A 21,971-nucleotide genomic window follows, 5' to 3' on the forward strand; every position below is an offset into this window, starting at 1 on the left:
TCCATATATGGAAGGAGCAAGACACCAAATGACAAGAGAGTTCTCTTTAGAAAACACTCGTAATATTGGTATCATGGCTCACATCGATGCTGGTAAAACAACAGCAACTGAGCGTATTCTGTATTACACAGGACGTATTCATAAAATCGGTGAAACTCATGAAGGTGCATCTCAGATGGACTGGATGGAGCAAGAGCAAGAGCGTGGTATCACAATTACTTCTGCTGCAACTACAGCTCAATGGAAAGGTCACCGTGTAAACATCATTGACACTCCAGGACACGTAGACTTCACAGTAGAAGTAGAACGTTCTTTACGCGTACTTGATGGTGCGGTAGCAGTACTTGATGCACAATCTGGTGTAGAACCACAAACAGAAACTGTTTGGCGTCAGGCTACTACTTACGGTGTACCTCGTATCGTATTCGTTAACAAAATGGATAAGATTGGTGCAGATTTCTTATACTCTGTAGGAACAATCCACGATCGTTTACAAGCAAACGCACACCCAATTCAGTTACCAATCGGTGCTGAAGATGAGTTCAATGGTATCATTGACCTTGTTGAAGAATGTGCTTACATGTACGGAAACGATTTAGGAACAGACATCGAGCGTGTTGAAATTCCTGAAGAGCACAAAGAATTAGCTGCAGAATACCGTGGAAAACTTATTGAAGCGGTAGCTGAGCTTGATGAAGAAATGATGATGAAGTACCTAGAAGGTGAAGAAATCACTGTAGAAGAGCTTAAAGCTGGTATCCGTAAGGCTACAACTTCTGTAGAATTCTTCCCAGTAATCTGTGGTTCTGCATTCAAAAATAAAGGTGTTCAAATTCTGTTAGACGCAGTTATCGATTACCTACCATCTCCATTAGATGTACCAGCTATTAAAGGTACTCTTCCGGATACAGATGAAGAAATCGAACGTAAGTCTAGCGATGAAGAACCATTCGCAGCTTTAGCATTCAAAATCATGACTGACCCTTATGTTGGTAAGTTAACGTTCTTCCGTGTGTATTCTGGTGTGTTAAACTCTGGATCATACGTGAAAAACTCAACTAAAGGTAAGCGTGAGCGTGTAGGTCGTATCCTACAAATGCACGCTAACAGCCGTGAAGAGATTTCAACAGTTTACGCTGGTGATATCGCTGCTGCTGTAGGTTTAAAAGATACTACTACTGGTGATACTCTTTGTGATGAGAAGAGTCTTGTTATCCTTGAGTCTATGGAATTCCCAGAGCCAGTTATCTCTGTAGCTATCGAACCAAAATCTAAAGCTGACCAAGATAAAATGGGTACAGCATTATCTAAGCTTTCTGAAGAAGATCCAACATTCCGTGCTCACACTGACCAAGAAACTGGCCAAACAATCATCGCTGGTATGGGTGAACTTCACCTTGATATCATCGTTGACCGTATGCGTCGTGAATTCAAAGTGGAAGCAAACGTTGGTGCTCCTCAGGTAGCATACCGTGAGACTTTCCGCGCTGCTGCGAAAGTTGAAGGTAAGTTCGCTCGTCAATCTGGTGGTCGTGGACAATTCGGTCACGTTTGGATTGAGTTTGAACCTAATGAAGAAGGTAAAGGTTTTGAATTCCAAAACAAAATCGTCGGTGGTGTAGTTCCACGTGAATACATCCCAGCTGTTGGAGCGGGTCTTGAAGACTCACTTAAAAATGGTGTACTAGCTGGTTATCCACTAGTTGACATTAAAGCTGCGTTAGTTGACGGTTCTTACCATGATGTCGATTCATCTGAGATGGCGTTCAAAATCGCTGCATCTATGGCACTTAAAGCTGCGGTTTCTAAATGTAGCCCAGTAATTCTTGAGCCAATGATGAAAGTTGAAGTTGTAATTCCTGAAGAGTACATGGGTGATATTATGGGCGACGTAACATCTCGTCGTGGACGTGTAGAAGGTATGGAAGCTCGCGGTAACGCACAAGTTGTTCGCGCTATGGTTCCACTTTCTGAAATGTTCGGTTATGCAACAGCATTACGTTCTAACACTCAAGGACGCGGAACATTCTCAATGACATTTGATCATTATGAAGAAGTACCGAAGTCTGTTTCTGAAGAAATTATTAAAAAAAATAAAGGTGAATAATTGATTTTTATCGATTGTTCAAGTATAACTACTTATGTAAGCTTAGAAAGTGGGACGTAAGTTTCACTTTCTAGTCTAAATATAAAATAACCTATATAAACTAAGGAGGAATTTAGAATGGCTAAAGCTAAATTCGAACGTTCTAAACCCCATGTTAACATCGGTACAATCGGCCACGTTGACCATGGTAAAACTACATTAACTGCTGCGATCACTACAGTTCTTGCAAAAGCTGGTGGTGCTGAAGCACGCGGATACGATCAAATCGACGCTGCTCCAGAAGAAAGAGAGCGCGGAATCACAATCTCAACTGCACACGTTGAGTACGAAACTGAAACTCGTCACTATGCACACGTTGACTGCCCAGGTCACGCTGACTATGTTAAAAACATGATCACTGGTGCTGCTCAAATGGACGGCGGTATCTTAGTAGTATCTGCTGCTGATGGCCCAATGCCTCAAACACGTGAGCACATCCTTCTTTCTCGTCAAGTAGGTGTTCCTTACATCGTTGTATTCTTAAACAAATGCGACATGGTAGACGACGAAGAATTATTAGAATTAGTAGAAATGGAAGTTCGCGACCTATTATCTGAATACGGATTCCCAGGCGACGACATTCCTGTAATCAAAGGTTCTGCTCTTAAAGCTCTTCAAGGAGAAGCTGATTGGGAAGCAAAAATCATTGAATTAATGACTGAAGTTGATGCTTACATCCCAACTCCAGAACGTGAAACTGACAAACCATTCTTAATGCCTATCGAGGATGTATTCTCTATCACAGGTCGTGGTACAGTTGCAACTGGTCGTGTAGAGCGCGGAATCGTTAAAGTTGGTGACGTAGTAGAAATCATCGGTCTTGCTGAAGAAAATGCTTCTACAACTGTAACTGGTGTAGAGATGTTCCGTAAACTTCTTGACCAAGCTCAAGCTGGAGACAACATCGGTGCTTTACTTCGTGGGGTTGCTCGTGAAGACATCCAACGTGGACAAGTTCTTGCTAAAACTGGCTCTGTAAAAGCTCACGCTAAATTCAAAGCTGAAGTTTTCGTATTATCTAAAGAAGAAGGTGGACGTCACACTCCATTCTTCGCTAACTACCGTCCTCAGTTCTACTTCCGTACAACTGACGTAACTGGTATCATCCAATTACCAGAAGGTACTGAAATGGTAATGCCTGGTGACAACATCGAAATGACTATCGAACTTATCGCTCCAATCGCTATCGAAGAGGGAACTAAATTCTCTATTCGTGAAGGTGGACGTACAGTAGGTTACGGCGTAGTTGCTACTATCGTTGAGTAATCTTAACTGATATAAAAAACCCCAAGGGATTTTCCCTTGGGGTTTTTGTTTGTCTTTATCAAGTATTAACGAGCAGGCTGAATGGTTCAATTAATAATCATTGGGGGATGAACAAAAAAACCGATGATCAAAGTTTTACTTTATATAATGAATGGATTATATTTTTATATTTTGACGAGTTTCTTCTATAGTATATAAAAAAGTAATAAAACAATAAAACAAACCCAGAAACTGTAAAATGAATTCTGGTAGATGAAAACTTGAAATTCTTTAAAGTGCCATGTATAATAGCAAAAGTAGAGAAAAGCAGATGCAAACAAAAAGATGCTTGCATCTAGACGAATAACATTGTATAATAGACAATGTTGGTCTTTGACTGCGATGAAGTGGAAGGTTGCTGACACACCCGGCCGCTTTGCCATGGCATGGTGTGGGGAAATTTCCATGGAGAAGGTCTATTTTAGAAATAGGCGAACGAAGGAGGGAAAATAATGGCAAAAGAAAAAATTCGTATCCGTTTAAAAGCTTATGATCACCGTATTCTTGATCAATCAGCTGAGAAAATTGTAGAAACAGCTAAGCGTTCTGGGGCAACAGTTTCTGGTCCGATCCCATTACCAACTGAGAAGACTATTTACACAATTCTTCGTGCTGTTCATAAGTACAAAGATTCTCGTGAGCAATTCGAAATGCGCACACACAAACGTTTAATCGATATCGTGAGTCCTACTCCACAAACAGTAGATTCATTAATGCGTTTAGACTTACCGTCTGGTGTAGATATCGAAATCAAACTATAATTCATATAACTTAAAAATGTAGGAGGTGTAACTCATGACCAAAGGAATCTTAGGAAGAAAGATCGGTATGACTCAAGTATTTGCTGAGAACGGTGAGTTAATCCCAGTAACAGTTATCGCTGCTAATCCAAACGTTGTTCTTCAAAAGAAAACAACTGAAACTGATGGCTACAATGCAATCCAGTTAGGATTTGAAGATAAACGTGAAAAGTTAACTAACAAACCTGAACAAGGCCACACTGCTAAAGCATCTACAACTCCTAAGCGCTTCATTCGCGAAATCCGCGATGCAGACGTGGACGGATTAGAGGTTGGTCAAGAGGTAAAAGTTGAAGTTTTCGCTGCAGGTGAAATCGTTGACGTAACAGGAATTTCTAAAGGTAAAGGTTTCCAAGGTGTTATCAAACGCCACGGACAATCTCGCGGACCTATGTCTCATGGTTCTCGCTATCACCGTCGTCCAGGTTCAATGGGCCCAGTTGCTCCGAACCGTGTATTCAAAGGCAAAAAACTTGCTGGACGTATGGGTGGAGACCAAGTTACTATCCAAAACTTAGAAATCGTTCAAGTTGACACTGAGCGCAACTTATTACTAGTAAAAGGTAACGTTCCAGGTGCTAAGAAATCTCTTGTAGTTGTTCAAGGCGCTGTGAAGGTTAGCAAATAATTCACAATAGGAAGGAGGAATTCCAATGCCAAAAGTTACTGTATATAACCAAACTGGTTCACAGGTTGGTGAAATCGAATTAGCTGAAGCTATTTTCGGTATCGAACCAAATGAAGCTGTACTTTTCGAAGCTGTAATGATGCAACGTGCATCTTTACGTCAAGGTACACACAAAGTAAAAACTCGTTCTGAAGTTCGTGGTGGTGGTCGTAAACCATGGCGTCAAAAAGGAACTGGACGTGCTCGTCAAGGGTCTATCCGCTCTCCTCAATGGCGTGGTGGTGGTACGGTATTCGGACCTACACCAAGAAGCTATGCGTACAAACTTCCTAAGAAGGTTCGTCGTTTAGCAATCAAATCTGCATTAGCTACTAAAGTAGTTGAGAACAACATTGTAGTTCTTGAAGACCTAGTGTTAAATGCACCAAAAACAAAAGACATGCTAGCAGTACTTAAAGGATTAACTGTTGAGAAGAAAGCTCTTATCGTAACTGCTGATGCAAACGAATCTGTAGAGTTATCTGCTCGCAATATCCCTGGAGTAACAGTAATCACTGCTGATGGCGTAAACGTTTTAGACGTGCTTCATCATGATAAGCTAATCATGACAAAAGCGGCAGTGGAAAAAGTAGAGGAGGTGCTTGCATAATGAGAGATCCTCGTGATATCATTAAGCGCCCAGTTATCACTGAACGTTCTATGGAAATGATGGCTGAAAAAAAATACACGTTCGATGTGGACGTTAAATCTAATAAAACAGAAGTTAAAGATGCTCTTGAAGCGATCTTTGGTGTTAAAGTAGAAAAAGTGAACATCATGAACTACAAGCCGAAAGCAAAACGCGTTGGTCGTCACGCTGGTTTTACTAGCCGTCGTCGTAAAGCAATCGTTAAGCTAACTGCTGACAGCAAAGAAATCGAAATCTTCCAAGGCGTTTAATTCTTACTAAAGAAGGAGGGAAATTGAGATGGGAATTAAAAAGTATAATCCAACTACTAACGGTCGTCGTAATATGACTACGAATGATTTCGCTGAAATCACGACTGACAGACCAGAAAAGTCATTACTTGCTCCTTTAAGCAAGAAGGCTGGTCGTAATAACCAAGGTAAAATTACTGTACGTCATCAAGGTGGCGGACATAAGCGTCAATACCGTATCATCGACTTTAAGCGTAACAAAGATGGAATTCCAGGACGCGTTGCTACGATCGAATACGATCCAAACCGCTCTGCGAATATCGCATTAATTAACTACGTTGACGGTGAAAAACGTTACATTCTTGCTCCTAAATCTTTAGAAGTAGGTATGGAAGTTATGTCTGGCCCAGAAGCTGACATCAAAATCGGTAACGCATTACCATTAATCAACATTCCAGTAGGTACTGTTGTTCATAATATCGAGCTTAAGCCTGGTCGTGGCGGACAATTAGTTCGTTCTGCTGGTACATCTGCTCAAGTACTTGGTAAAGAAGGTAAATACGTACTTGTACGTTTAACTTCTGGTGAAGTACGTCTTGTATTATCTGCTTGTCGCGCTTCAATCGGTCAAGTAGGTAACGAACAGCACGAACTTATCAAAATCGGTAAAGCAGGTCGCTCTCGCTGGTTAGGTAAACGCCCAACAGTTCGTGGTTCTGTAATGAACCCGGTTGATCACCCACACGGTGGTGGTGAAGGACGTTCTCCAATCGGACGTAAGTCTCCAATGTCTCCATGGGGTAAACCAACTCTTGGATTCAAGACTCGTAAGAAAAACAAAGCGTCTGACAAATTCATCGTTCGTCGTCGTAAAAAATAATGGGATTGTAGTACGGTTCATTTCTAGAACCGTACGCCAATCACGAAGGGAGGCACCAAAATGGCTCGTAGCTTAAAAAAAGGACCATTTGTCGATGATCACTTAATGAGCAAAATGGAAAAATTAGTTGCATCTGAGCAAAAACAAGTTGTTAAAACTTGGTCTCGCCGTTCAACAATCTTCCCTCAGTTCATCGGACACACAATCGCTGTATATGATGGTCGTAAACACGTACCTGTGTACATCACTGAGGATATGGTTGGCCATAAGTTAGGTGAATTCGCACCAACTCGTACGTATAAAGGTCACCTTGCTGACGATAAGAAAACTAGAAGATAATGAGAGGAGGCACTTCAATGCAAGCTAAAGCAGTAGCGAGAACAGTTCGTATTGCTCCTCGTAAAGTTCGTTTAGTAGTAGACTTAATCCGAGGTAAGCAAGTGGGTGAAGCGATTGCTATCCTTAACCACACACCAAAAACTGCTTCTCCAGTTGTAGAGAAAGTTTTAAAATCTGCAATCGCAAATGCAGAGCACAATTATGAGATGGACATTAACAACCTAGTTGTTGAAAAAGTTTTCGTTGACGAAGGTCCAACGTTGAAACGTTTCCGTCCACGTGCAATGGGTCGTGCAAGCCAAATTAACAAACGCACAAGCCACATTACAGTTGTGGTATCAGAAAAGAAGGAGGGATAATCGATGGGTCAAAAGGTTAATCCAATTGGTCTTCGTGTCGGCGTTATCCGTGACTGGGAATCTCGTTGGTTCGCAGAGAAAGATTATGCTACATTATTACATGAAGACATCAAAATCCGTGAGTACATTACTGTACGCTTAAAAGATTCTGCTGTTGCTAAAGTAGAAATCGAACGTGCAGCAAATCGTGTAAATGTTACAATTCACACTGCAAAACCTGGTATGGTAATTGGTAAAGGTGGTACTGAAGTTGAAGCACTTCGTAAAGCACTTAACCAATTAACAGGCAAGCGTGTACACATCAACATTTTAGAAGTTAAGAGAGCTGATCTTAACGCTAAATTAGTAGGCGAAAACATTGCTCGTCAATTAGAAAACCGTGTATCATTCCGTCGTGCACAAAAGCAAGTTATTCAACGTGCTATGCGTGCAGGTGCTAAAGGTATTAAAACACAGGTTTCTGGTCGTCTTGGCGGAGCTGATATCGCTCGTGCAGAATCTTACAGTGAAGGAACTGTTCCACTTCATACACTTCGCGCTGATATTGACTATGCAGCAGTTGAAGCTGATACAACATACGGTAAATTAGGCGTAAAAGTATGGATCTACCGTGGAGAAGTCCTTCCTACAAAAAAGAAAGCTTCTGAGGAAGGAGGAAAATAATATGTTAATGCCAAAACGCGTAAAATATCGTAGAGAGCATCGTGGTAAAATGCGTGGTCGTGCAAAAGGTGGAACTGAAATTGCTTTCGGTGAATTCGGTTTACAAGCACAAGCTGCTTCATGGATTACAAACCGTCAAATCGAAGCTGCTCGTCGTGCAATGACTCGTTACATGAAACGTGGCGGTAAAGTATGGATTAAAATTTTCCCTTCTAAACCTTACACTGCAAAACCTCTAGAAGTACGTATGGGTTCCGGTAAAGGGGCACCAGAAGGCTGGGTAGCAGTAGTAAAACCTGGGAAAATTATGTTCGAAATCGCGGGTGTATCTGAAGAGGTAGCACGCGAAGCATTACGTCTTGCAGCTCACAAGTTACCTGTGAAATGTAAATTCGTAAAACGTGAAGAAAATGGTGGTGAATCTAATGAAAACTAATGATATTCGTGAATTAACCACTGCCGAAATCGAAACAAAAGTTAAAGCTTTAAAGGAAGAATTGTTCAATCTTCGCTTCCAACTTGCTACAGGACAATTAGAGAATCCAACTCGCATTCGTGAAGTGCGTAAAGCAATCGCTCGTATGAAAACTGTAGTTCGTGAAAGAGAGATCGGAATTAATCGATAAATTGAGGGGAGGTTTGCATAGTGAGCGAACGTAACCAACGCAAAGTTTATACTGGTCGTGTTGTGTCTGACAAAATGGACAAAACGATTACAGTTTTAGTTGAAACTTACAAAACTCATTCCTTGTACGGAAAACGTGTTAAGTATTCTAAGAAGTACAAAGCCCATGATGAGCAAAACCAAGCGAAACTTGGCGATATCGTTAAAATCATGGAAACTCGCCCGCTTTCTGCTACTAAGCGTTTCCGTTTAGTTGAAATCGTTGAAGAAGCGGTTATTATCTAAATAGACGAATCGGAATTTTTAGTCCGAAGGGAGGTTTCATAACATGATCCAACAAGAATCTCGTTTGAAAGTTGCTGACAACTCTGGTGCACGTGAACTTTTAACAATTAAAGTATTAGGCGGCTCTGGTCGTAAATATGCTAACATTGGTGACATTATCGTTGCTACGGTAAAACAAGCAACACCAGGTGGCGTTGTTAAAAAAGGTGACGTTGTTAAAGCAGTAGTAGTACGTACGAAGAGCGGAGCTCGTCGTCCGGACGGTTCTTATATCAAATTTGATGAAAACGCAGCGGTTATCATCAAAGACGATAAGAGCCCACGTGGTACTCGTATCTTCGGACCAGTAGCTCGTGAATTACGTGATAGCAACTTCATGAAGATCGTTTCTTTAGCTCCAGAAGTTCTATAATTTAAGGTATTGCCTTGCTAAGGAGGTGCAGAATTAAGATGCATGTAAAAAAAGGTGATAAAGTACAGGTAATCACTGGAAAAGACAAAGGAAAACAAGGCGTTATCCTTGTGGCTTTCCCAAAGCAAAACCGTGTTATCGTTGAGGGTGTTAACATCGTTAAAAAACACTCTAAGCCATCTCAATTAAATCCACAAGGTGGAATTATTACTAAAGAAGCACCTATTCACGTTTCTAACGTTATGGTTTTAGATCCGAAAACAGGTGAACCTACTCGCGTAGGCTTCAAAGTAGAAGATGGTAAAAAAGTTCGTATTGCAAAAAAATCTGGTGAATTATTAGATAAATAATTTTCTTAAGAAAGGAGGTCACTTCATTGAATCGCCTTAAAGAGAAGTTCCAAAAGGAAATTACTCCTGCTCTAGTGAGCAAGTTTAACTATAAATCTGTGATGGAAGTACCGAAAATCGAAAAGATCGTAATCAACACTGGTGTTGGTGACGCGGTATCTAACTCAAAAGCTTTAGACAATGCAGTAGAAGAATTAACACAAATCGCAGGTCAAAAACCTGTTGTAACTCGTGCTAAAAAATCAATCGCTGGTTTCCGTCTTCGTGAAGGTATGCCAATCGGTGCGAAAGTAACTTTACGCGGCGAGCAAATGTATGAGTTCTTCGACAAATTAGTATCAGTTTCTTTACCACGTGTACGTGATTTCCGTGGTGTTTCTAAGAAATCATTCGATGGTCGTGGGAACTACACATTAGGTGTTAAAGAGCAACTTATCTTCCCTGAGATCGATTATGATAAAGTAAGCAAAGTCCGCGGTATGGACATCGTAATCGTTACTACAGCGAAAACTGATGAAGAAGCTCGTGAACTTTTAACACAATTCGGTATGCCATTCCAAAAATAATGGAAGCCAACGCTAAGTAGAGGAGGCGAAAACGTGGCTAAAAAATCTATGATAGCGAAACAAAAGCGTACTCCTAAGTTTAAAGTACAAGAGTATACACGTTGCGAACGCTGCGGTCGTCCGCATTCTGTATACCGCAAATTTAAGCTTTGCCGTATTTGTTTCCGTGAACTTGCATATAAAGGTCAAATTCCTGGTGTTAAAAAAGCTAGTTGGTAAAACCCACAAATGGGAAGGAGGTAAAACACATGGTGATGACAGATCCAATTGCAGACATGCTTACTCGCATCCGTAATGCGAACATGGTACGTCATGAGAAATTAGAGGTTCCTGCTTCTAAAATCAAAAAAGAGATCGCTGAACTTTTAAAACGTGAAGGTTTCATTCGTGATGTAGAATACATCGAGGATAACAAACAAGGTATCCTTCGTATTTTCCTGAAATATGGTGCAAACAATGAACGTGTAATCACTGGATTAAAACGTATCAGTAAACCTGGCTTACGCGTTTACGCTAAAGCTGATGAAGTACCACGTGTACTTAACGGATTAGGTATCGCTCTTGTTTCTACATCTAAGGGAGTAATGACAGACAAAGACGCTCGTCAATTACAAACTGGTGGAGAAGTAGTAGCATACGTTTGGTAATATATATTTAAAACGAACGGAGGTGTGACCACATGTCTCGTATTGGTAAAAAGATTCTTGAAATCCCTGCAGGTGTTACTATTACAATTGCAGAAGACAATACTGTAACAGTAAAAGGCCCTAAAGGTGAATTAACTCGTAAATTCAATGCTGATATGTCTATCAAAATTGAAGAAAATACACTAACAGTTGAGCGTCCATCTGAACAGAAGGAACACCGTGCATTACACGGTACAACTCGTGCTTTAATCGGAAACATGGTTGAAGGTGTAACTGCAGGTTTCGCACGCGGACTTGAATTAGTCGGTGTTGGTTACCGTGCTCAAAAACAAGGAGATAAACTTGTTTTAAGCGTAGGTTATTCTCATCCAGTAGAAATGACTCCGGAATCAGGTCTTGAAGTTGAAGTACCTGTACCAACTAAAATCGTAATCAAAGGTATCGACAAGCAACGTGTTGGCGAATTTGCTGCTAACATCCGTGCTGTACGTGCTCCTGAGCCTTACAAAGGTAAAGGTATTCGTTACGAAGGCGAAGTTGTTCGTCGTAAAGAAGGTAAAACTGCTAAGTAAACCCGTTAGGTGAGAGAAAGGAGTGACAAGAATGATCACTAAAGCTGATAAAAATGCGACTCGTAAGAAAAGACATGCACGTGTACGTGCTAAACTTACTGGTACTGCAGAACGTCCACGTTTAAACGTGTTCCGTTCTAATCAACATATTTACGCTCAAGTTATTGATGATGTGAATGGTGTAACGTTAGTAAGTGCATCTACTCTTGATAAAGACCTTGCTCTTAACGGTACTAGCAATACTGAAGCTGCTACGAAAGTAGGAGAATCAGTTGCTAAGCGTGCTGTAGAGAAAGGCGTTAAAGAAGTAGTATTTGATCGCGGTGGTTACTTATACCATGGCCGTGTTAAAGCTCTAGCTGAAGCTGCTCGTGAGGCTGGATTACAATTTTAATGGTCAAAGGAGGGAAAATTGATGCATCGCATTGACCCAAGTAAATTAGAACTTGAAGAACGTGTAGTTACGATAAATCGTGTCGCGAAAGTTGTTAAGGGTGGTCGTCGTTTCCGCTTTGCTGCACTAGTTGTAGTTGGCGATAAAAACGGTCATGTTGGATTCGGTACTGGTAAAGCACAAGAGGTACCAGACGCAATCCGCAAAGCTATCGAAGACGCTAAGAAAAACTTAATCGCTGTACCATTAGTTGGTACAACAATTCCACACACAATCAACGGTCACTTTGGAGCTGGTGAAGTATTCTTAAAACCTGCTGCAGAAGGTACTGGTGTTATTGCTGGTGGACCTGTTCGTGCGGTACTTGAATTAGCTGGTGTACAAGATATTCTTTCGAAATCTCTTGGTTCTAACACACCAATCAACATGATTCGCGCTACTGTGAACGGATTAAGCGAACTTAAGCGCGCTGAAGATGTTGCAAAATTACGCGGTAAATCTGTAGAAGAGCTACTAGGTTAAGGAGGGAAAACAAATGGCGAAAAAGTTAGAAATTACCCTCACTCGTAGTGTAATTGGTCGTCCACAAGATCAACGTGCGACGGTAGAAGCTTTAGGTCTTAAAAAGTTGAATTCAACTGTAGTTAAGGAAGAAACTCCTGCTATTCTTGGTATGATCAACAAAGTTTCTCACCTTATAACTGTAAAAGAAGCTTAAGGATAACTCATTAATATAAGGAGGTGCCTGGGAATGAAACTTCATGAATTAAAACCTGCAGAAGGTTCTCGTAAAGTACGTAACCGTGTCGGTCGTGGTATCGGTTCTGGTAACGGTAAAACTGCTGGTAAAGGTCATAAAGGACAAAACGCACGTTCTGGTGGCGGTGTTCGTCTTGGCTTCGAAGGTGGTCAAACTCCATTATTCCGTCGTTTACCAAAACGCGGCTTCACAAACATTAACCGTAAAGAGTTTACTATTGTAAACTTATCAACGTTAAATCGTTTTGAAGATGGTACAGAAGTAACACCTGAATTATTGCTGGAAACTGGCGTTATCAGCAAGTTAAACGACGGTGTTAAAATTCTTGCAAGCGGCGCAGTAGAGAAAAAATTAACTGTTAAAGCGCACAAGTTCTCTTCAAGTGCTAAAGAAGCAATTGAAGCAGCTGGCGGATCAGTTGAGGTGATCTAATGTTTCGTACAATCTCCAACTTTATGCGCGTTGCTGAGATAAGACGTAAAATATTATTCACTTTAGCGATGTTAATCGTATTCAGGATTGGCACGTTTATCCCAGTGCCATTTACAAATGGAGACGTACTGAAAGCACAAGATCAATTAAATGCCTTAGGTATCCTAAATACATTTGGCGGTGGCGCCTTGAAAAACTTCTCCATCTTCGCGATGGGAATCATGCCGTATATTACAGCATCCATCATCGTGCAATTATTGCAGATGGATGTTGTTCCTAAATTTTCGGAATGGTCGAAGCAAGGTGAAATGGGCCGTCGTAAACTAACGCAATTCACGCGTTACTTTACAATTGTTCTTGCGTTTATTCAGGGGTTTGGTATGTCAATCGGTTTTAACGGTATGGTAGGTGGACAATTAATTTTGAATCCTGGTTGGAGCACTTATTTATACATTGCTACGGTACTGACTGCTGGTACTGCATTTTTAATGTGGTTAGGTGAACAGATTACAGCTAAAGGTGTAGGTAATGGTATTTCCATCCTTATCTTTGGCGGTATTGCCGCAGCGATCCCAAGTGTTATATCTCAAGTGTATCAACAACAGTTTCAAAATATCGGAGATCAATTGTTCATGAGTATCGTTAAAGTTGCATTGATCTTACTAGCTGTGCTAGCGGTTATTGTTGGTGTTATTTTCATTCAACAGGCTGTTAGAAAGATCCCAATTCAATATGCGAAGCGTGTAACAGGAGGGAATGGGAATCATGCTGGAGCACAAAACACACATTTACCGCTTAAGGTAAATAGTGCGGGTGTTATTCCAGTCATTTTTGCTGTTTCATTCTTAATTACGCCTCCAACTATTGCACAGTTCTTCCCGAAGCATGATGTATCGCAGTGGATCATTGCAAACTTTAACTATTCTCACCCAGTGGGAATGATCATATATGTTGCGCTCATTGTAGCCTTCACATATTTCTATGCGTTTGTTCAGGTTAATCCAGAGCAAATGTCAGAGAATCTAAACAAACAAGGTGGATATGTTCCAGGTATTCGTCCGGGTAAGAATACGGAACAATATCTAACAAAAATCTTGTATCGTTTGACCTTTGTAGGATCAATTTTCCTAGCAGCGATTGCAATCTTACCAGTTATCTTTACGAAATTGGGAAATCTTCCTCCATCTGCACAGATTGGTGGAACGAGTATGTTAATCGTTGTCGGCGTTGCTTTAGAAACAATGAAGCAGCTAGAAAGCCAACTGGTAAAACGCCATTACAAAGGGTTTATCAAGCAGTGAGTAAGTGGGAAGAATCGTCTTCCCTACATGCTCATGTACTCTGAGGGGGAACAAGGATGAACTTAATTTTAATGGGGCTTCCTGGTGCTGGTAAAGGTACACAAGCCGAACAGATTGTTGCCAAGTATAACATCCCTCACATTTCAACAGGAGATATGTTCCGTGCAGCTATGAAGGCTGAAACTGAAATGGGTTTACAAGCAAAATCTTTTATTGATAAAGGTGCACTTGTTCCAGATGAAGTTACAATCGGAATCGTTCGTGAACGTTTAAGTCAAGAAGACTGCGTAAGAGGTTTCTTACTAGATGGTTTCCCACGAACTGTTGCACAAGCATCAGCTCTTGAAGAGATTATGAAAGATCTTGGTAAAAAAATCGACTATGTTTTAAACATTAATGTGGATTCAGGGTTGTTATTAAAACGCCTTACAGGCCGTCGCATTTGTAAAGAGTGCGGTGCGACTTACCACTTAGAATTCAATCCGCCAGCAAAAGCTGATGTGTGCGATAAATGTGGTGGCGAATTATATCAACGCTCTGATGACAATGAAGAAACTGTAGCAAATCGTTTAGATGTAAATATTAAGCAAACAAAACCTTTGCTTGATTTCTACGAGGAGCTTGGCTACTTACAAAGCATTAATGGTGAGCAAGATATCAATAAAGTATTTGCTGATATCGATGTTCTCATCGGAGGCTTAGCGTAATGATCATCTGCAAAACTCCTCGCGAGATAGAAATCATGCGAGAAGCTGGCAGGATCGTTGCTTTAACTCATCAAGAGTTGAAACAGCACATTACTCCAGGAATTACAACGAAAGAGCTCGATCAAATAGCGGAAAAGACGATTCAAAAATATGGTGCTACGCCATCTTTTAAAGGATACAACGGATTTCCGGGGAGCATTTGTGCTTCTGTAAATGAAGAGCTTGTACACGGAATTCCAGGGAAGCGCAAGCTCGAAGAGGGCGATATCATCAGTATCGATATTGGTGCGAAATACAATGGGTACCATGGCGATTCTGCATGGACGTATCCAGTTGGAAACATTTCTGAATCTGTTCAAAAGCTACTTGATGTCACAGAAAAATCGTTGTATCTTGGTCTAGAACAAGTAAAACCAGGCGAAAGATTATCAAATATCTCACATGCGGTTCAAACCCATGCTGAAGAGAATGGGTTCTCGATCGTTAGGGAGTATGTTGGTCACGGAATCGGGCAAGACTTACATGAGGACCCTCAAATCCCGCACTATGGTCCACCAAATAGAGGCCCTAGATTAAAGCCGGGAATGGTCATCTGTGTTGAGCCGATGGTGAATCAAGGAAGACGATATGTAAAAACACTATCTGATGACTGGACAGTGGTAACGGTAGATGGTAAATGGTGTGCCCACTTTGAGCACACGATTGCTCTTACAGAAGCAGGATACGAAATCCTTACCACTTTATAAGTAGCTGGCTCTCCGGGATTTCAGAGCAGTGTAAAATGTTACTGATTTGAAGAAGGGAGAACTATTGAATGGCTAAAGATGATGTAATTGAAGTCGAAGGTACCGTTCTTGAAACGTTGCCAAATGCTATGTTCAAAGTAGAATTAGAGAATGGGCATGTCGTATTGGCTCACGTTTCTGGTAAAATCCGTATGAACTTCATTCGTATTTTACCAGGAGACAAAGTTACGGTAGAATTATCTCCGTACGATTTAAATCGTGGTCGTATTACGTACCGTTTTAAATAATATAGCACTCCGTAATCTTTAAGGAGGTTCGAGACATGAAAGTAAGACCGTCAGTTAAACCAATCTGCGAAAAATGTAAAGTTATTCGTAGACGTGGAAAAGTAATGGTTATTTGTGAAAACCCTAAACATAAACAAAAACAAGGTTAATCAGAAGGAGGTGCATTCAGAATGGCACGTATCGCAGGTGTAGATATTCCTCGAGACAAACGCGTTGTTATTTCTTTAACTTACGTATTCGGCATTGGTCGCACAACTGCTGAAAAAATTCTTACTGAAGCTGGTATTTCTTCAGAAACACGAGTTCGTGATTTAACGGAAGACGAACTAGGACGTATCCGTGATATCATCGATCGTATTAAAGTTGAGGGAGACCTTCGTCGTGAAGTATCTCTTAACATTAAACGTCTAATGGAGATCGGTTCTTACCGTGGTCTTCGTCACCGTCGTGGTTTACCAGTTCGTGGTCAAAACTCTAAAAACAATGCTCGTACACGTAAAGGTCCACGTCGTACAGTAGCAAATAAAAAGAAATAATAAGTAAAGGAGGTTGAACTAACAATGGCACGTAAAACAAACACTCGTAAAAAACGTGTGAAAAAGAATATTGAAGCTGGTATAGCTCATATTCGTTCTACTTTCAACAACACAATCGTAACACTTACAGATACTCATGGTAACGCACTTTCTTGGTCTAGTGCTGGTGCACTTGGTTTCCGTGGATCTCGTAAGTCTACTCCATTCGCTGCGCAAATGGCTGCTGAAGCTGCTGCTAAAGTTGCAATGGAACACGGTTTAAAAACTTTAGAGGTTACTGTTAAAGGTCCTGGTGCTGGTCGTGAAGCTGCAATTCGTGCTCTTCAAGCTGCAGGTCTAGAAGTAACAGCAATTAGAGATGTTACTCCAGTTCCTCATAATGGATGTCGTCCACCAAAACGTCGTCGTGTGTAATTTTTCTGTATAGAATTTTCCCTTTTGTCTATAATGGATATGATGCATTATCGAGAAATTTCGTACAGAAACATCGCTTGTTGTGCACAATCGGGAACTGCCTAAGGGGGACTTTCGGTTAGACAGGGGGTATCCCTTTGTTTAACCGGGGTTTCGACGTTTTGAAGGAGGGTTTAGTTAATGATTGAAATCGAAAAGCCGAAAATCGAAACGGTTGAACTTAACGAAGATGCTAAATATGGTAAATTCGTAATTGAACCGCTTGAGCGTGGATATGGTACTACTTTGGGTAACTCCTTACGTCGTATTCTTTTATCCTCACTCCCTGGTGCCGCTGTTACTGCTATCCAAATCGATGGCGTATTACATGAATTTTCAACAGTTGAGGGCGTAGTAGAAGACGTTACGACGATCATCTTAAACTTGAAAAAGTTAGCTCTTAAAATCTACTCTGAAGAAGAGAAGACGTTGGAAATTGATGTGCAGGGCGAAGGTATTGTCACAGCTGCTGATATTACTCACGATAGTGATGTAGAAATCTTAAATCCAGATTTACACATTGCAACGTTAGCAAAAAATGCGCATTTCCGCATGCGTTTAACTGCAAAGCGTGGCCGTGGGTATACGCCAGCTGATGCAAATAAAAGCGAAGATCAACCAATAGGAGTAATTCCTATTGATTCTATTTATACTCCAGTATCACGTGTGACTTACCAAGTGGAAAAGACACGTGTCGGACAAGTGGCTAATTATGATAAGCTTACGCTTGATGTATGGACGGATGGAAGCATCGGGCCAAAAGAAGCTATCTCTTTAGGTGCCAAAATCTTAACTGAGCATTTAAATATCTTTGTTGGTTTAACTGATGAAGCACAAAATGCTGAGATTATGGTCGAGAAGGAAGAAGATCAAAAAGAGAAAGTTCTTGAGATGACTATCGAAGAACTAGATCTTTCTGTTCGTTCTTATAATTGCCTAAAACGTGCAGGAATTAATACTGTACAAGAGCTTGCGAACAAAACAGAAGAAGATATGATGAAAGTTCGTAACTTAGGACGTAAATCCTTAGAAGAAGTTAAACATAAACTTGAGGAATTAGGTTTAGGTTTACGTAAAGACGACTGAGGATTTAAACCCATCAACAAAGGAGGGAACTACGAATGGCATACAGAAAATTAGGCCGTACAAGTGCGCAACGTAAAGCTATGTTACGTGATTTAGCTACTGATTTAATTATCAACGAGCGCATCCAAACGACAGAAACTCGTGCAAAAGAACTTCGTTCTGTAGTGGAAAAAATGATCACTTTAGGTAAACGCGGAGATCTTCATGCTCGCCGTCAAGCAGCAGCTTTCATTCGCAATGAAGTAGCTAACGCTGAGACTGGTCAAGATGCACTTCAAAAATTATTCGCTGATGTAGCTCCACGCTATGCTGAGCGCCAAGGCGGATACACTCGTATTGCAAAAATTGGTCCACGTCGCGGAGACGCAGCACCAATGGTAATTATCGAGTTAGTATAATGATAATTAAAAGGGCAGGACAGTTCTTTTCAAGAAACTGGTCATGGCCCTTTTTTTTAAATATAAAAATAGGCTAACTTGGCGAAGGAAAGGGTGCCTTGTATTGAAAAAAGAGAAACTTCGGACAGAAAATATATCATTTCAATATCCTGGGGCAGCCACTTATGCATTAAAAGATGTTTCATTTTCTTTGTATGAGGGAGAATGGGTATCTGTTATTGGACAAAACGGTTCAGGGAAGTCTACACTTGCAAAATTATTGAATGGTTTGTTTTTGCCGGAAACAGGGACTATTACAGTAAATGATACAATGGTTTTATCCGAGGAAACGGTATGGGATGTTCGAAAACAAATTGGGATGGTATTTCAAAATCCAGACAATCAATTTGTTGGAACGACAGTGCAAGACGACGTTGTTTTTGGCTTAGAGAATATCGGAATGCCAAGAGAGCAAATGGTAGAAAGATTAGATCAGGCCCTCAAACTTGTCCGTATGGAAGATTTTCTTAATGATGAACCTCATTCGTTATCTGGTGGGCAAAAACAGCGAGTGGCAATAGCAGGCGTTTTAGCACTTCAGCCATCTATTTTGATATTAGATGAAGCAACGTCAATGTTAGATCCTCAAGGGAGACGTGAAGTAGTAGAAACGGTTAGACAACTTGTTAATCAAAAAGGTATTACCGTGTTATCAATTACGCACGATTTAGAAGAAGCGGCACAATCAGACCGTATCATTATTTTAAATAAGGGAGAAATATTAGAGGAAGGGACTCCAAAACAAATCTTCAAGTCCTCTCATATGCTCCAAGAAATTGGATTAGATGTACCATTTTCAGTGAAAATAGCAGAATTATTAAAAAGAAATGAAATTATCTTGCAAAATACGCATCTTACAATGGAAAGCTTGGTGAACGAACTTTGGAGATTACATTCCAAAAAGTAGAACATCGTTATCAATATAAAACTCCATTTGAAAGACGCGCACTTTATGATGTAGACGTGTCGTTTCCAAGTGGGGGCTATTATGCCATTATCGGTCATACTGGTTCAGGTAAGTCGACGATGATTCAACATTTAAATGGTTTATTGCAGCCGACGAATGGCACAGTTCAAATTGGTGAACACTTCATTTCGGCAGGAAAGAAAGAAAAAAAGCTAAAGCCACTACGTAAAAAGGTAGGGGTTGTCTTTCAATTCCCAGAACATCAGTTGTTTGAAGAGACTGTGGAGAAAGATATTTGTTTCGGCCCTACTAATTTTGGGGTATCTGTAGAAGAAGCGAAGCAAAAGGCAAGAGAGGCAATTGAACTTGTAGGGTTAGAGCCAGCACTGTTAACACGTTCACCGTTCGAGTTAAGTGGTGGGCAAATGAGGCGTGTTGCGATAGCGGGCGTATTGGCAATGGAACCCGAAGTGCTTGTATTAGATGAACCTACAGCAGGGCTAGATCCAAAAGGGCAGAATGAACTTATGGGGATGTTTTATAAGCTCCATAAGGAAAAAGGTCTTACAGTTATCCTAGTAACACATAATATGGAGGATGCTGCTAAGTATGCGGAGCAGGTTGTAGTCATGCATAAAGGAACGGTCTTTTTGCAAGGAAGTGCAGAGGAAGTATTTTCACATGCTGATGAACTAGAGAAAATTGGCGTGGATCTTCCTATGTCTTTAAAGTATAAACGTGCAATTGAAGAGAAGTTTGGCATTTCAATCCCAAAGGCTACCTTATCTTTAGAGGATCTTACTCATGAAGTTGTGCAGGTGTTACGAAAAGGTGGTCATGAATCATGCAGCAGTTGATTATTGGAAGGTATATTCCAGGGAATTCTCTTATTCATCAACTTGATCCACGTACGAAGCTGCTGATTGTCTTTTTATATGTATTTGTTGTTTTCTTAGCAAATAATGCGATTTCATATGGATTTTTATTTTTATATGCACTCATTGCTTTATTTTTTGCAAAAGTGCCGATTCGTTATGTACTTTCGGGCTTAAAACCAATTCTATGGATTTTTCTTTTTACATTTTTCCTGCATATTTTTACAAATAAAGAAGGGGAAGTACTATTCCAGCTTGGTTGGTTTTCAATACATGAAAAAGGATTAGAGCAAGGGATATACATTTCTATACGATTCTTCGTTATTATTTTAATGACAACATTATTAACGTTAACGACGACACCTATTGAGATTACAGATGGTTTGGAGACGTTATTAAAGCCGTTGAAGCGTATAAAAGTTCCTGTTCATGAAATCGCATTAATGATGTCAATTTCTCTTCGTTTTATTCCGACATTAATGGATGAAACGAGTAAAATAATGAAGGCACAATCGTCACGTGGTATTGATTTCGCAGGAGGACCGATAAAAGATAGGATGAAAGCTATTATCTCACTACTGGTTCCTCTATTTATCAGTGCTTTTAAGCGTGCTGAGGACTTAGCAATTGCTATGGAGGCTCGTGGATATCAAAGTGGCGAAGGACGTACTAAATTTAGGCAACTACGCTGGAAAACAAGCGATACAGTAACGATTATAAGCTTACTTTGTTTAGCTTGTATTTTGGCATGGGTGCGATCGTAATGGAGAATAGAGAAATGGATAGAATAAAATGTACGGTTGCATATGATGGCATGCATTTTTGTGGTTATCAAATTCAGCCGCAGCATCGTACTGTTCAACAAGAGATTGAAAAAGCTTTGCAGAAATTGCATAAAGGAGAACTTGTTCGTGTTCAGGCATCGGGTAGAACTGATTCTACCGTTCACGCCAAAGGACAAGTCATACACTTTGATACACCTTTGTCTCTTGAAGAGTGGCAATGGGGTAATGCATTAAACACAATGTTGCCAGATGATATTGTTATCAGACAGGTAGAGAAAAAAACAGAAGAGTTTCATGCGCGTTACGGTGTTGCGAGAAAAGAATATCGTTATCGTGTGTTATTATCAAAGACTGCGGATGTATTCCGTAGAAATTACGTATATCAATATCCATATCCGCTCGAAATAAACTCTATACGAAAAGCGATTCCTTATTTTATTGGAACGCATGACTTCACTTCTTTTTGTTCGGCAAAAACTGACAAAAAAGATAAAGTGAGAACAATTTATGAAATTGAGCTAATCGAGCAAGACGATGAATTAATTTTTCGTTTTGTAGGTAATGGATTTTTATATAATATGGTCAGAATTATTGTTGGTACGTTACTGAGCGTAGGGCAAGGAAAGCTTGATCCAGATAGCATTCCAGAGATTCTAGCGAAACAAAATCGTCAGTTTGCTGGAAAGATGGCTCCTGGTCATGGGCTTTACTTATGGCAGGTAAACTATAACAACTAATCCTGGTGTAACATTTGCTTGACATTAGAAACT

The 21,971-nt window shown here is 40.4% G+C and carries 36 protein-coding genes; all 36 read left to right on the top strand.

Annotation, left to right across the window (positions count from 1 at the left end; all coding sequences use genetic code 11):
* Positions 1-28 precede the first annotated feature (28 nt).
* The 36 genes from fusA (at position 29) to truA (ending at position 21,938) form a co-directional block, all read left to right on the top strand.
* A complete protein-coding gene (fusA, locus tag KVT31_RS27045; RefSeq protein ID WP_000196381.1) occupies positions 29-2,107 on the top strand; it encodes an elongation factor G in 2,079 nt (692 codons plus the stop codon).
* 117 nt (positions 2,108-2,224) lie between these two features.
* Entirely contained in the window at positions 2,225-3,412 is a 1,188-nt protein-coding gene (tuf, locus tag KVT31_RS27050) for an elongation factor Tu (protein WP_001029617.1), read from the top strand.
* Between the two features lie 491 nt (positions 3,413-3,903).
* Positions 3,904-4,212 (top strand): 30S ribosomal protein S10, encoded by a 309-nt coding sequence (rpsJ, locus tag KVT31_RS27055; RefSeq protein ID WP_001040595.1) that lies wholly within the window; start codon positions 3,904-3,906, stop codon positions 4,210-4,212.
* Between the two features lie 34 nt (positions 4,213-4,246).
* A complete protein-coding gene (rplC, locus tag KVT31_RS27060) occupies positions 4,247-4,879 on the top strand; it encodes a 50S ribosomal protein L3 (protein WP_000160209.1) in 633 nt (210 codons plus the stop codon).
* Positions 4,880-4,904: 25 nt separating this feature from the next.
* Entirely contained in the window at positions 4,905-5,528 is a 624-nt protein-coding gene (gene rplD / locus KVT31_RS27065; protein WP_001127258.1) for a 50S ribosomal protein L4, read from the top strand.
* A complete protein-coding gene (gene rplW / locus KVT31_RS27070) occupies positions 5,528-5,818 on the top strand; it encodes a 50S ribosomal protein L23 (RefSeq protein ID WP_001205558.1) in 291 nt (96 codons plus the stop codon). Before rplD ends, rplW begins: the two co-directional genes overlap by 1 nt.
* A 28-nt stretch (positions 5,819-5,846) precedes the next feature.
* The gene (gene rplB / locus KVT31_RS27075) at positions 5,847-6,677 is read left to right on the top strand and encodes a 50S ribosomal protein L2 (protein ID WP_000511583.1); all 831 of its coding nucleotides are present in this window, start codon (positions 5,847-5,849) and stop codon (positions 6,675-6,677) included.
* A 60-nt stretch (positions 6,678-6,737) separates the two neighbouring features.
* Entirely contained in the window at positions 6,738-7,016 is a 279-nt protein-coding gene (rpsS, locus tag KVT31_RS27080; protein WP_000124454.1) for a 30S ribosomal protein S19, read from the top strand.
* A 17-nt stretch (positions 7,017-7,033) separates the two neighbouring features.
* A complete protein-coding gene (gene rplV / locus KVT31_RS27085; RefSeq protein ID WP_001148024.1) occupies positions 7,034-7,375 on the top strand; it encodes a 50S ribosomal protein L22 in 342 nt (113 codons plus the stop codon).
* A gap of 3 nt (positions 7,376-7,378) precedes the next feature.
* Positions 7,379-8,038, top strand: coding sequence for a 30S ribosomal protein S3 (gene rpsC / locus KVT31_RS27090; RefSeq protein ID WP_000529958.1), 660 nt, complete (start codon positions 7,379-7,381; stop codon positions 8,036-8,038).
* Position 8,039: 1 nt separating this feature from the next.
* On the top strand, positions 8,040-8,474 hold the full coding sequence (gene rplP / locus KVT31_RS27095; protein ID WP_000928969.1) for a 50S ribosomal protein L16: 435 nt from the start codon (positions 8,040-8,042) through the stop codon (positions 8,472-8,474).
* Positions 8,464-8,664: a 50S ribosomal protein L29 gene (gene rpmC / locus KVT31_RS27100; protein WP_000855718.1), complete on the top strand. Its 201-nt coding sequence runs from the start codon at positions 8,464-8,466 to the stop codon at positions 8,662-8,664. Before rplP ends, rpmC begins: the two co-directional genes overlap by 11 nt.
* Before the next feature lie 20 nt (positions 8,665-8,684).
* On the top strand, positions 8,685-8,948 hold the full coding sequence (rpsQ, locus tag KVT31_RS27105) for a 30S ribosomal protein S17 (protein WP_000004106.1): 264 nt from the start codon (positions 8,685-8,687) through the stop codon (positions 8,946-8,948).
* Between the two features lie 43 nt (positions 8,949-8,991).
* Entirely contained in the window at positions 8,992-9,360 is a 369-nt protein-coding gene (gene rplN, locus KVT31_RS27110) for a 50S ribosomal protein L14 (protein ID WP_000615912.1), read from the top strand.
* A 38-nt stretch (positions 9,361-9,398) separates the two neighbouring features.
* The gene (gene rplX / locus KVT31_RS27115; protein ID WP_000558201.1) at positions 9,399-9,710 is read left to right on the top strand and encodes a 50S ribosomal protein L24; all 312 of its coding nucleotides are present in this window, start codon (positions 9,399-9,401) and stop codon (positions 9,708-9,710) included.
* A 26-nt stretch (positions 9,711-9,736) separates the two neighbouring features.
* Positions 9,737-10,276, top strand: coding sequence for a 50S ribosomal protein L5 (rplE, locus tag KVT31_RS27120; RefSeq protein WP_001080829.1), 540 nt, complete (start codon positions 9,737-9,739; stop codon positions 10,274-10,276).
* Between the two features lie 33 nt (positions 10,277-10,309).
* Entirely contained in the window at positions 10,310-10,495 is a 186-nt protein-coding gene (gene rpsN / locus KVT31_RS27125) for a 30S ribosomal protein S14 (RefSeq protein ID WP_001085700.1), read from the top strand.
* A 29-nt stretch (positions 10,496-10,524) separates the two neighbouring features.
* A complete protein-coding gene (gene rpsH, locus KVT31_RS27130) occupies positions 10,525-10,923 on the top strand; it encodes a 30S ribosomal protein S8 (RefSeq protein WP_000245511.1) in 399 nt (132 codons plus the stop codon).
* Between the two features lie 32 nt (positions 10,924-10,955).
* Positions 10,956-11,495, top strand: coding sequence for a 50S ribosomal protein L6 (rplF, locus tag KVT31_RS27135; RefSeq protein ID WP_088094809.1), 540 nt, complete (start codon positions 10,956-10,958; stop codon positions 11,493-11,495).
* Between the two features lie 31 nt (positions 11,496-11,526).
* Positions 11,527-11,889, top strand: coding sequence for a 50S ribosomal protein L18 (gene rplR / locus KVT31_RS27140; RefSeq protein WP_000628818.1), 363 nt, complete (start codon positions 11,527-11,529; stop codon positions 11,887-11,889).
* 21 nt (positions 11,890-11,910) lie between these two features.
* Positions 11,911-12,411 (top strand): 30S ribosomal protein S5, encoded by a 501-nt coding sequence (gene rpsE / locus KVT31_RS27145; RefSeq protein ID WP_000554646.1) that lies wholly within the window; start codon positions 11,911-11,913, stop codon positions 12,409-12,411.
* Positions 12,412-12,424: 13 nt separating this feature from the next.
* Positions 12,425-12,607 carry a 50S ribosomal protein L30 gene (rpmD, locus tag KVT31_RS27150; protein WP_001085231.1) on the top strand — a complete coding sequence of 61 codons (183 nt, stop codon included), beginning with the start codon at positions 12,425-12,427 and terminating at the stop codon, positions 12,605-12,607.
* Positions 12,608-12,640: 33 nt separating this feature from the next.
* The gene (rplO, locus tag KVT31_RS27155) at positions 12,641-13,081 is read left to right on the top strand and encodes a 50S ribosomal protein L15 (RefSeq protein WP_000766083.1); all 441 of its coding nucleotides are present in this window, start codon (positions 12,641-12,643) and stop codon (positions 13,079-13,081) included.
* Positions 13,081-14,382 (top strand): preprotein translocase subunit SecY, encoded by a 1,302-nt coding sequence (secY, locus tag KVT31_RS27160; protein WP_000490118.1) that lies wholly within the window; start codon positions 13,081-13,083, stop codon positions 14,380-14,382. The genes rplO and secY overlap by 1 nt, the downstream gene beginning before the upstream one ends.
* A 56-nt stretch (positions 14,383-14,438) precedes the next feature.
* Positions 14,439-15,089 carry an adenylate kinase gene (locus tag KVT31_RS27165; RefSeq protein ID WP_001048996.1) on the top strand — a complete coding sequence of 217 codons (651 nt, stop codon included), beginning with the start codon at positions 14,439-14,441 and terminating at the stop codon, positions 15,087-15,089.
* On the top strand, positions 15,089-15,835 hold the full coding sequence (gene map, locus KVT31_RS27170; RefSeq protein WP_000582534.1) for a type I methionyl aminopeptidase: 747 nt from the start codon (positions 15,089-15,091) through the stop codon (positions 15,833-15,835). Before KVT31_RS27165 ends, map begins: the two co-directional genes overlap by 1 nt.
* 68 nt (positions 15,836-15,903) lie before the next feature.
* Complete coding sequence (gene infA / locus KVT31_RS27175; protein WP_001029884.1) at positions 15,904-16,122, top strand: translation initiation factor IF-1; 219 nt, start codon at positions 15,904-15,906, stop codon at positions 16,120-16,122.
* 35 nt (positions 16,123-16,157) lie between these two features.
* Complete coding sequence (rpmJ, locus tag KVT31_RS27180; protein ID WP_000868344.1) at positions 16,158-16,271, top strand: 50S ribosomal protein L36; 114 nt, start codon at positions 16,158-16,160, stop codon at positions 16,269-16,271.
* 21 nt (positions 16,272-16,292) lie between these two features.
* Complete coding sequence (rpsM, locus tag KVT31_RS27185) at positions 16,293-16,658, top strand: 30S ribosomal protein S13 (RefSeq protein ID WP_000090790.1); 366 nt, start codon at positions 16,293-16,295, stop codon at positions 16,656-16,658.
* Between the two features lie 24 nt (positions 16,659-16,682).
* Positions 16,683-17,072 carry a 30S ribosomal protein S11 gene (gene rpsK, locus KVT31_RS27190; protein ID WP_000101797.1) on the top strand — a complete coding sequence of 130 codons (390 nt, stop codon included), beginning with the start codon at positions 16,683-16,685 and terminating at the stop codon, positions 17,070-17,072.
* A 180-nt stretch (positions 17,073-17,252) separates the two neighbouring features.
* Entirely contained in the window at positions 17,253-18,197 is a 945-nt protein-coding gene (locus tag KVT31_RS27195) for a DNA-directed RNA polymerase subunit alpha (protein ID WP_000569644.1), read from the top strand.
* Positions 18,198-18,232: 35 nt separating this feature from the next.
* A complete protein-coding gene (rplQ, locus tag KVT31_RS27200) occupies positions 18,233-18,595 on the top strand; it encodes a 50S ribosomal protein L17 (protein ID WP_000331490.1) in 363 nt (120 codons plus the stop codon).
* A 103-nt stretch (positions 18,596-18,698) separates the two neighbouring features.
* Positions 18,699-19,541 carry an energy-coupling factor ABC transporter ATP-binding protein gene (locus KVT31_RS27205; protein WP_140392306.1) on the top strand — a complete coding sequence of 281 codons (843 nt, stop codon included), beginning with the start codon at positions 18,699-18,701 and terminating at the stop codon, positions 19,539-19,541.
* Positions 19,517-20,398 carry an energy-coupling factor ABC transporter ATP-binding protein gene (locus tag KVT31_RS27210; protein ID WP_088094811.1) on the top strand — a complete coding sequence of 294 codons (882 nt, stop codon included), beginning with the start codon at positions 19,517-19,519 and terminating at the stop codon, positions 20,396-20,398. The genes KVT31_RS27205 and KVT31_RS27210 overlap by 25 nt, the downstream gene beginning before the upstream one ends.
* A complete protein-coding gene (locus tag KVT31_RS27215) occupies positions 20,386-21,180 on the top strand; it encodes an energy-coupling factor transporter transmembrane component T family protein (RefSeq protein ID WP_001186532.1) in 795 nt (264 codons plus the stop codon). The genes KVT31_RS27210 and KVT31_RS27215 overlap by 13 nt, the downstream gene beginning before the upstream one ends.
* 14 nt (positions 21,181-21,194) lie before the next feature.
* Complete coding sequence (truA, locus tag KVT31_RS27220) at positions 21,195-21,938, top strand: tRNA pseudouridine(38-40) synthase TruA (RefSeq protein ID WP_088094815.1); 744 nt, start codon at positions 21,195-21,197, stop codon at positions 21,936-21,938.
* Positions 21,939-21,971: the final 33 nt, after the last annotated feature.

The sequence above is a fragment of the Bacillus sp. GbtcB14 genome, assembly GCF_019091205.1.
Classification (GTDB): Bacteria; Bacillota; Bacilli; order Bacillales; family Bacillaceae_G; genus Bacillus_A; species Bacillus_A cereus_AG.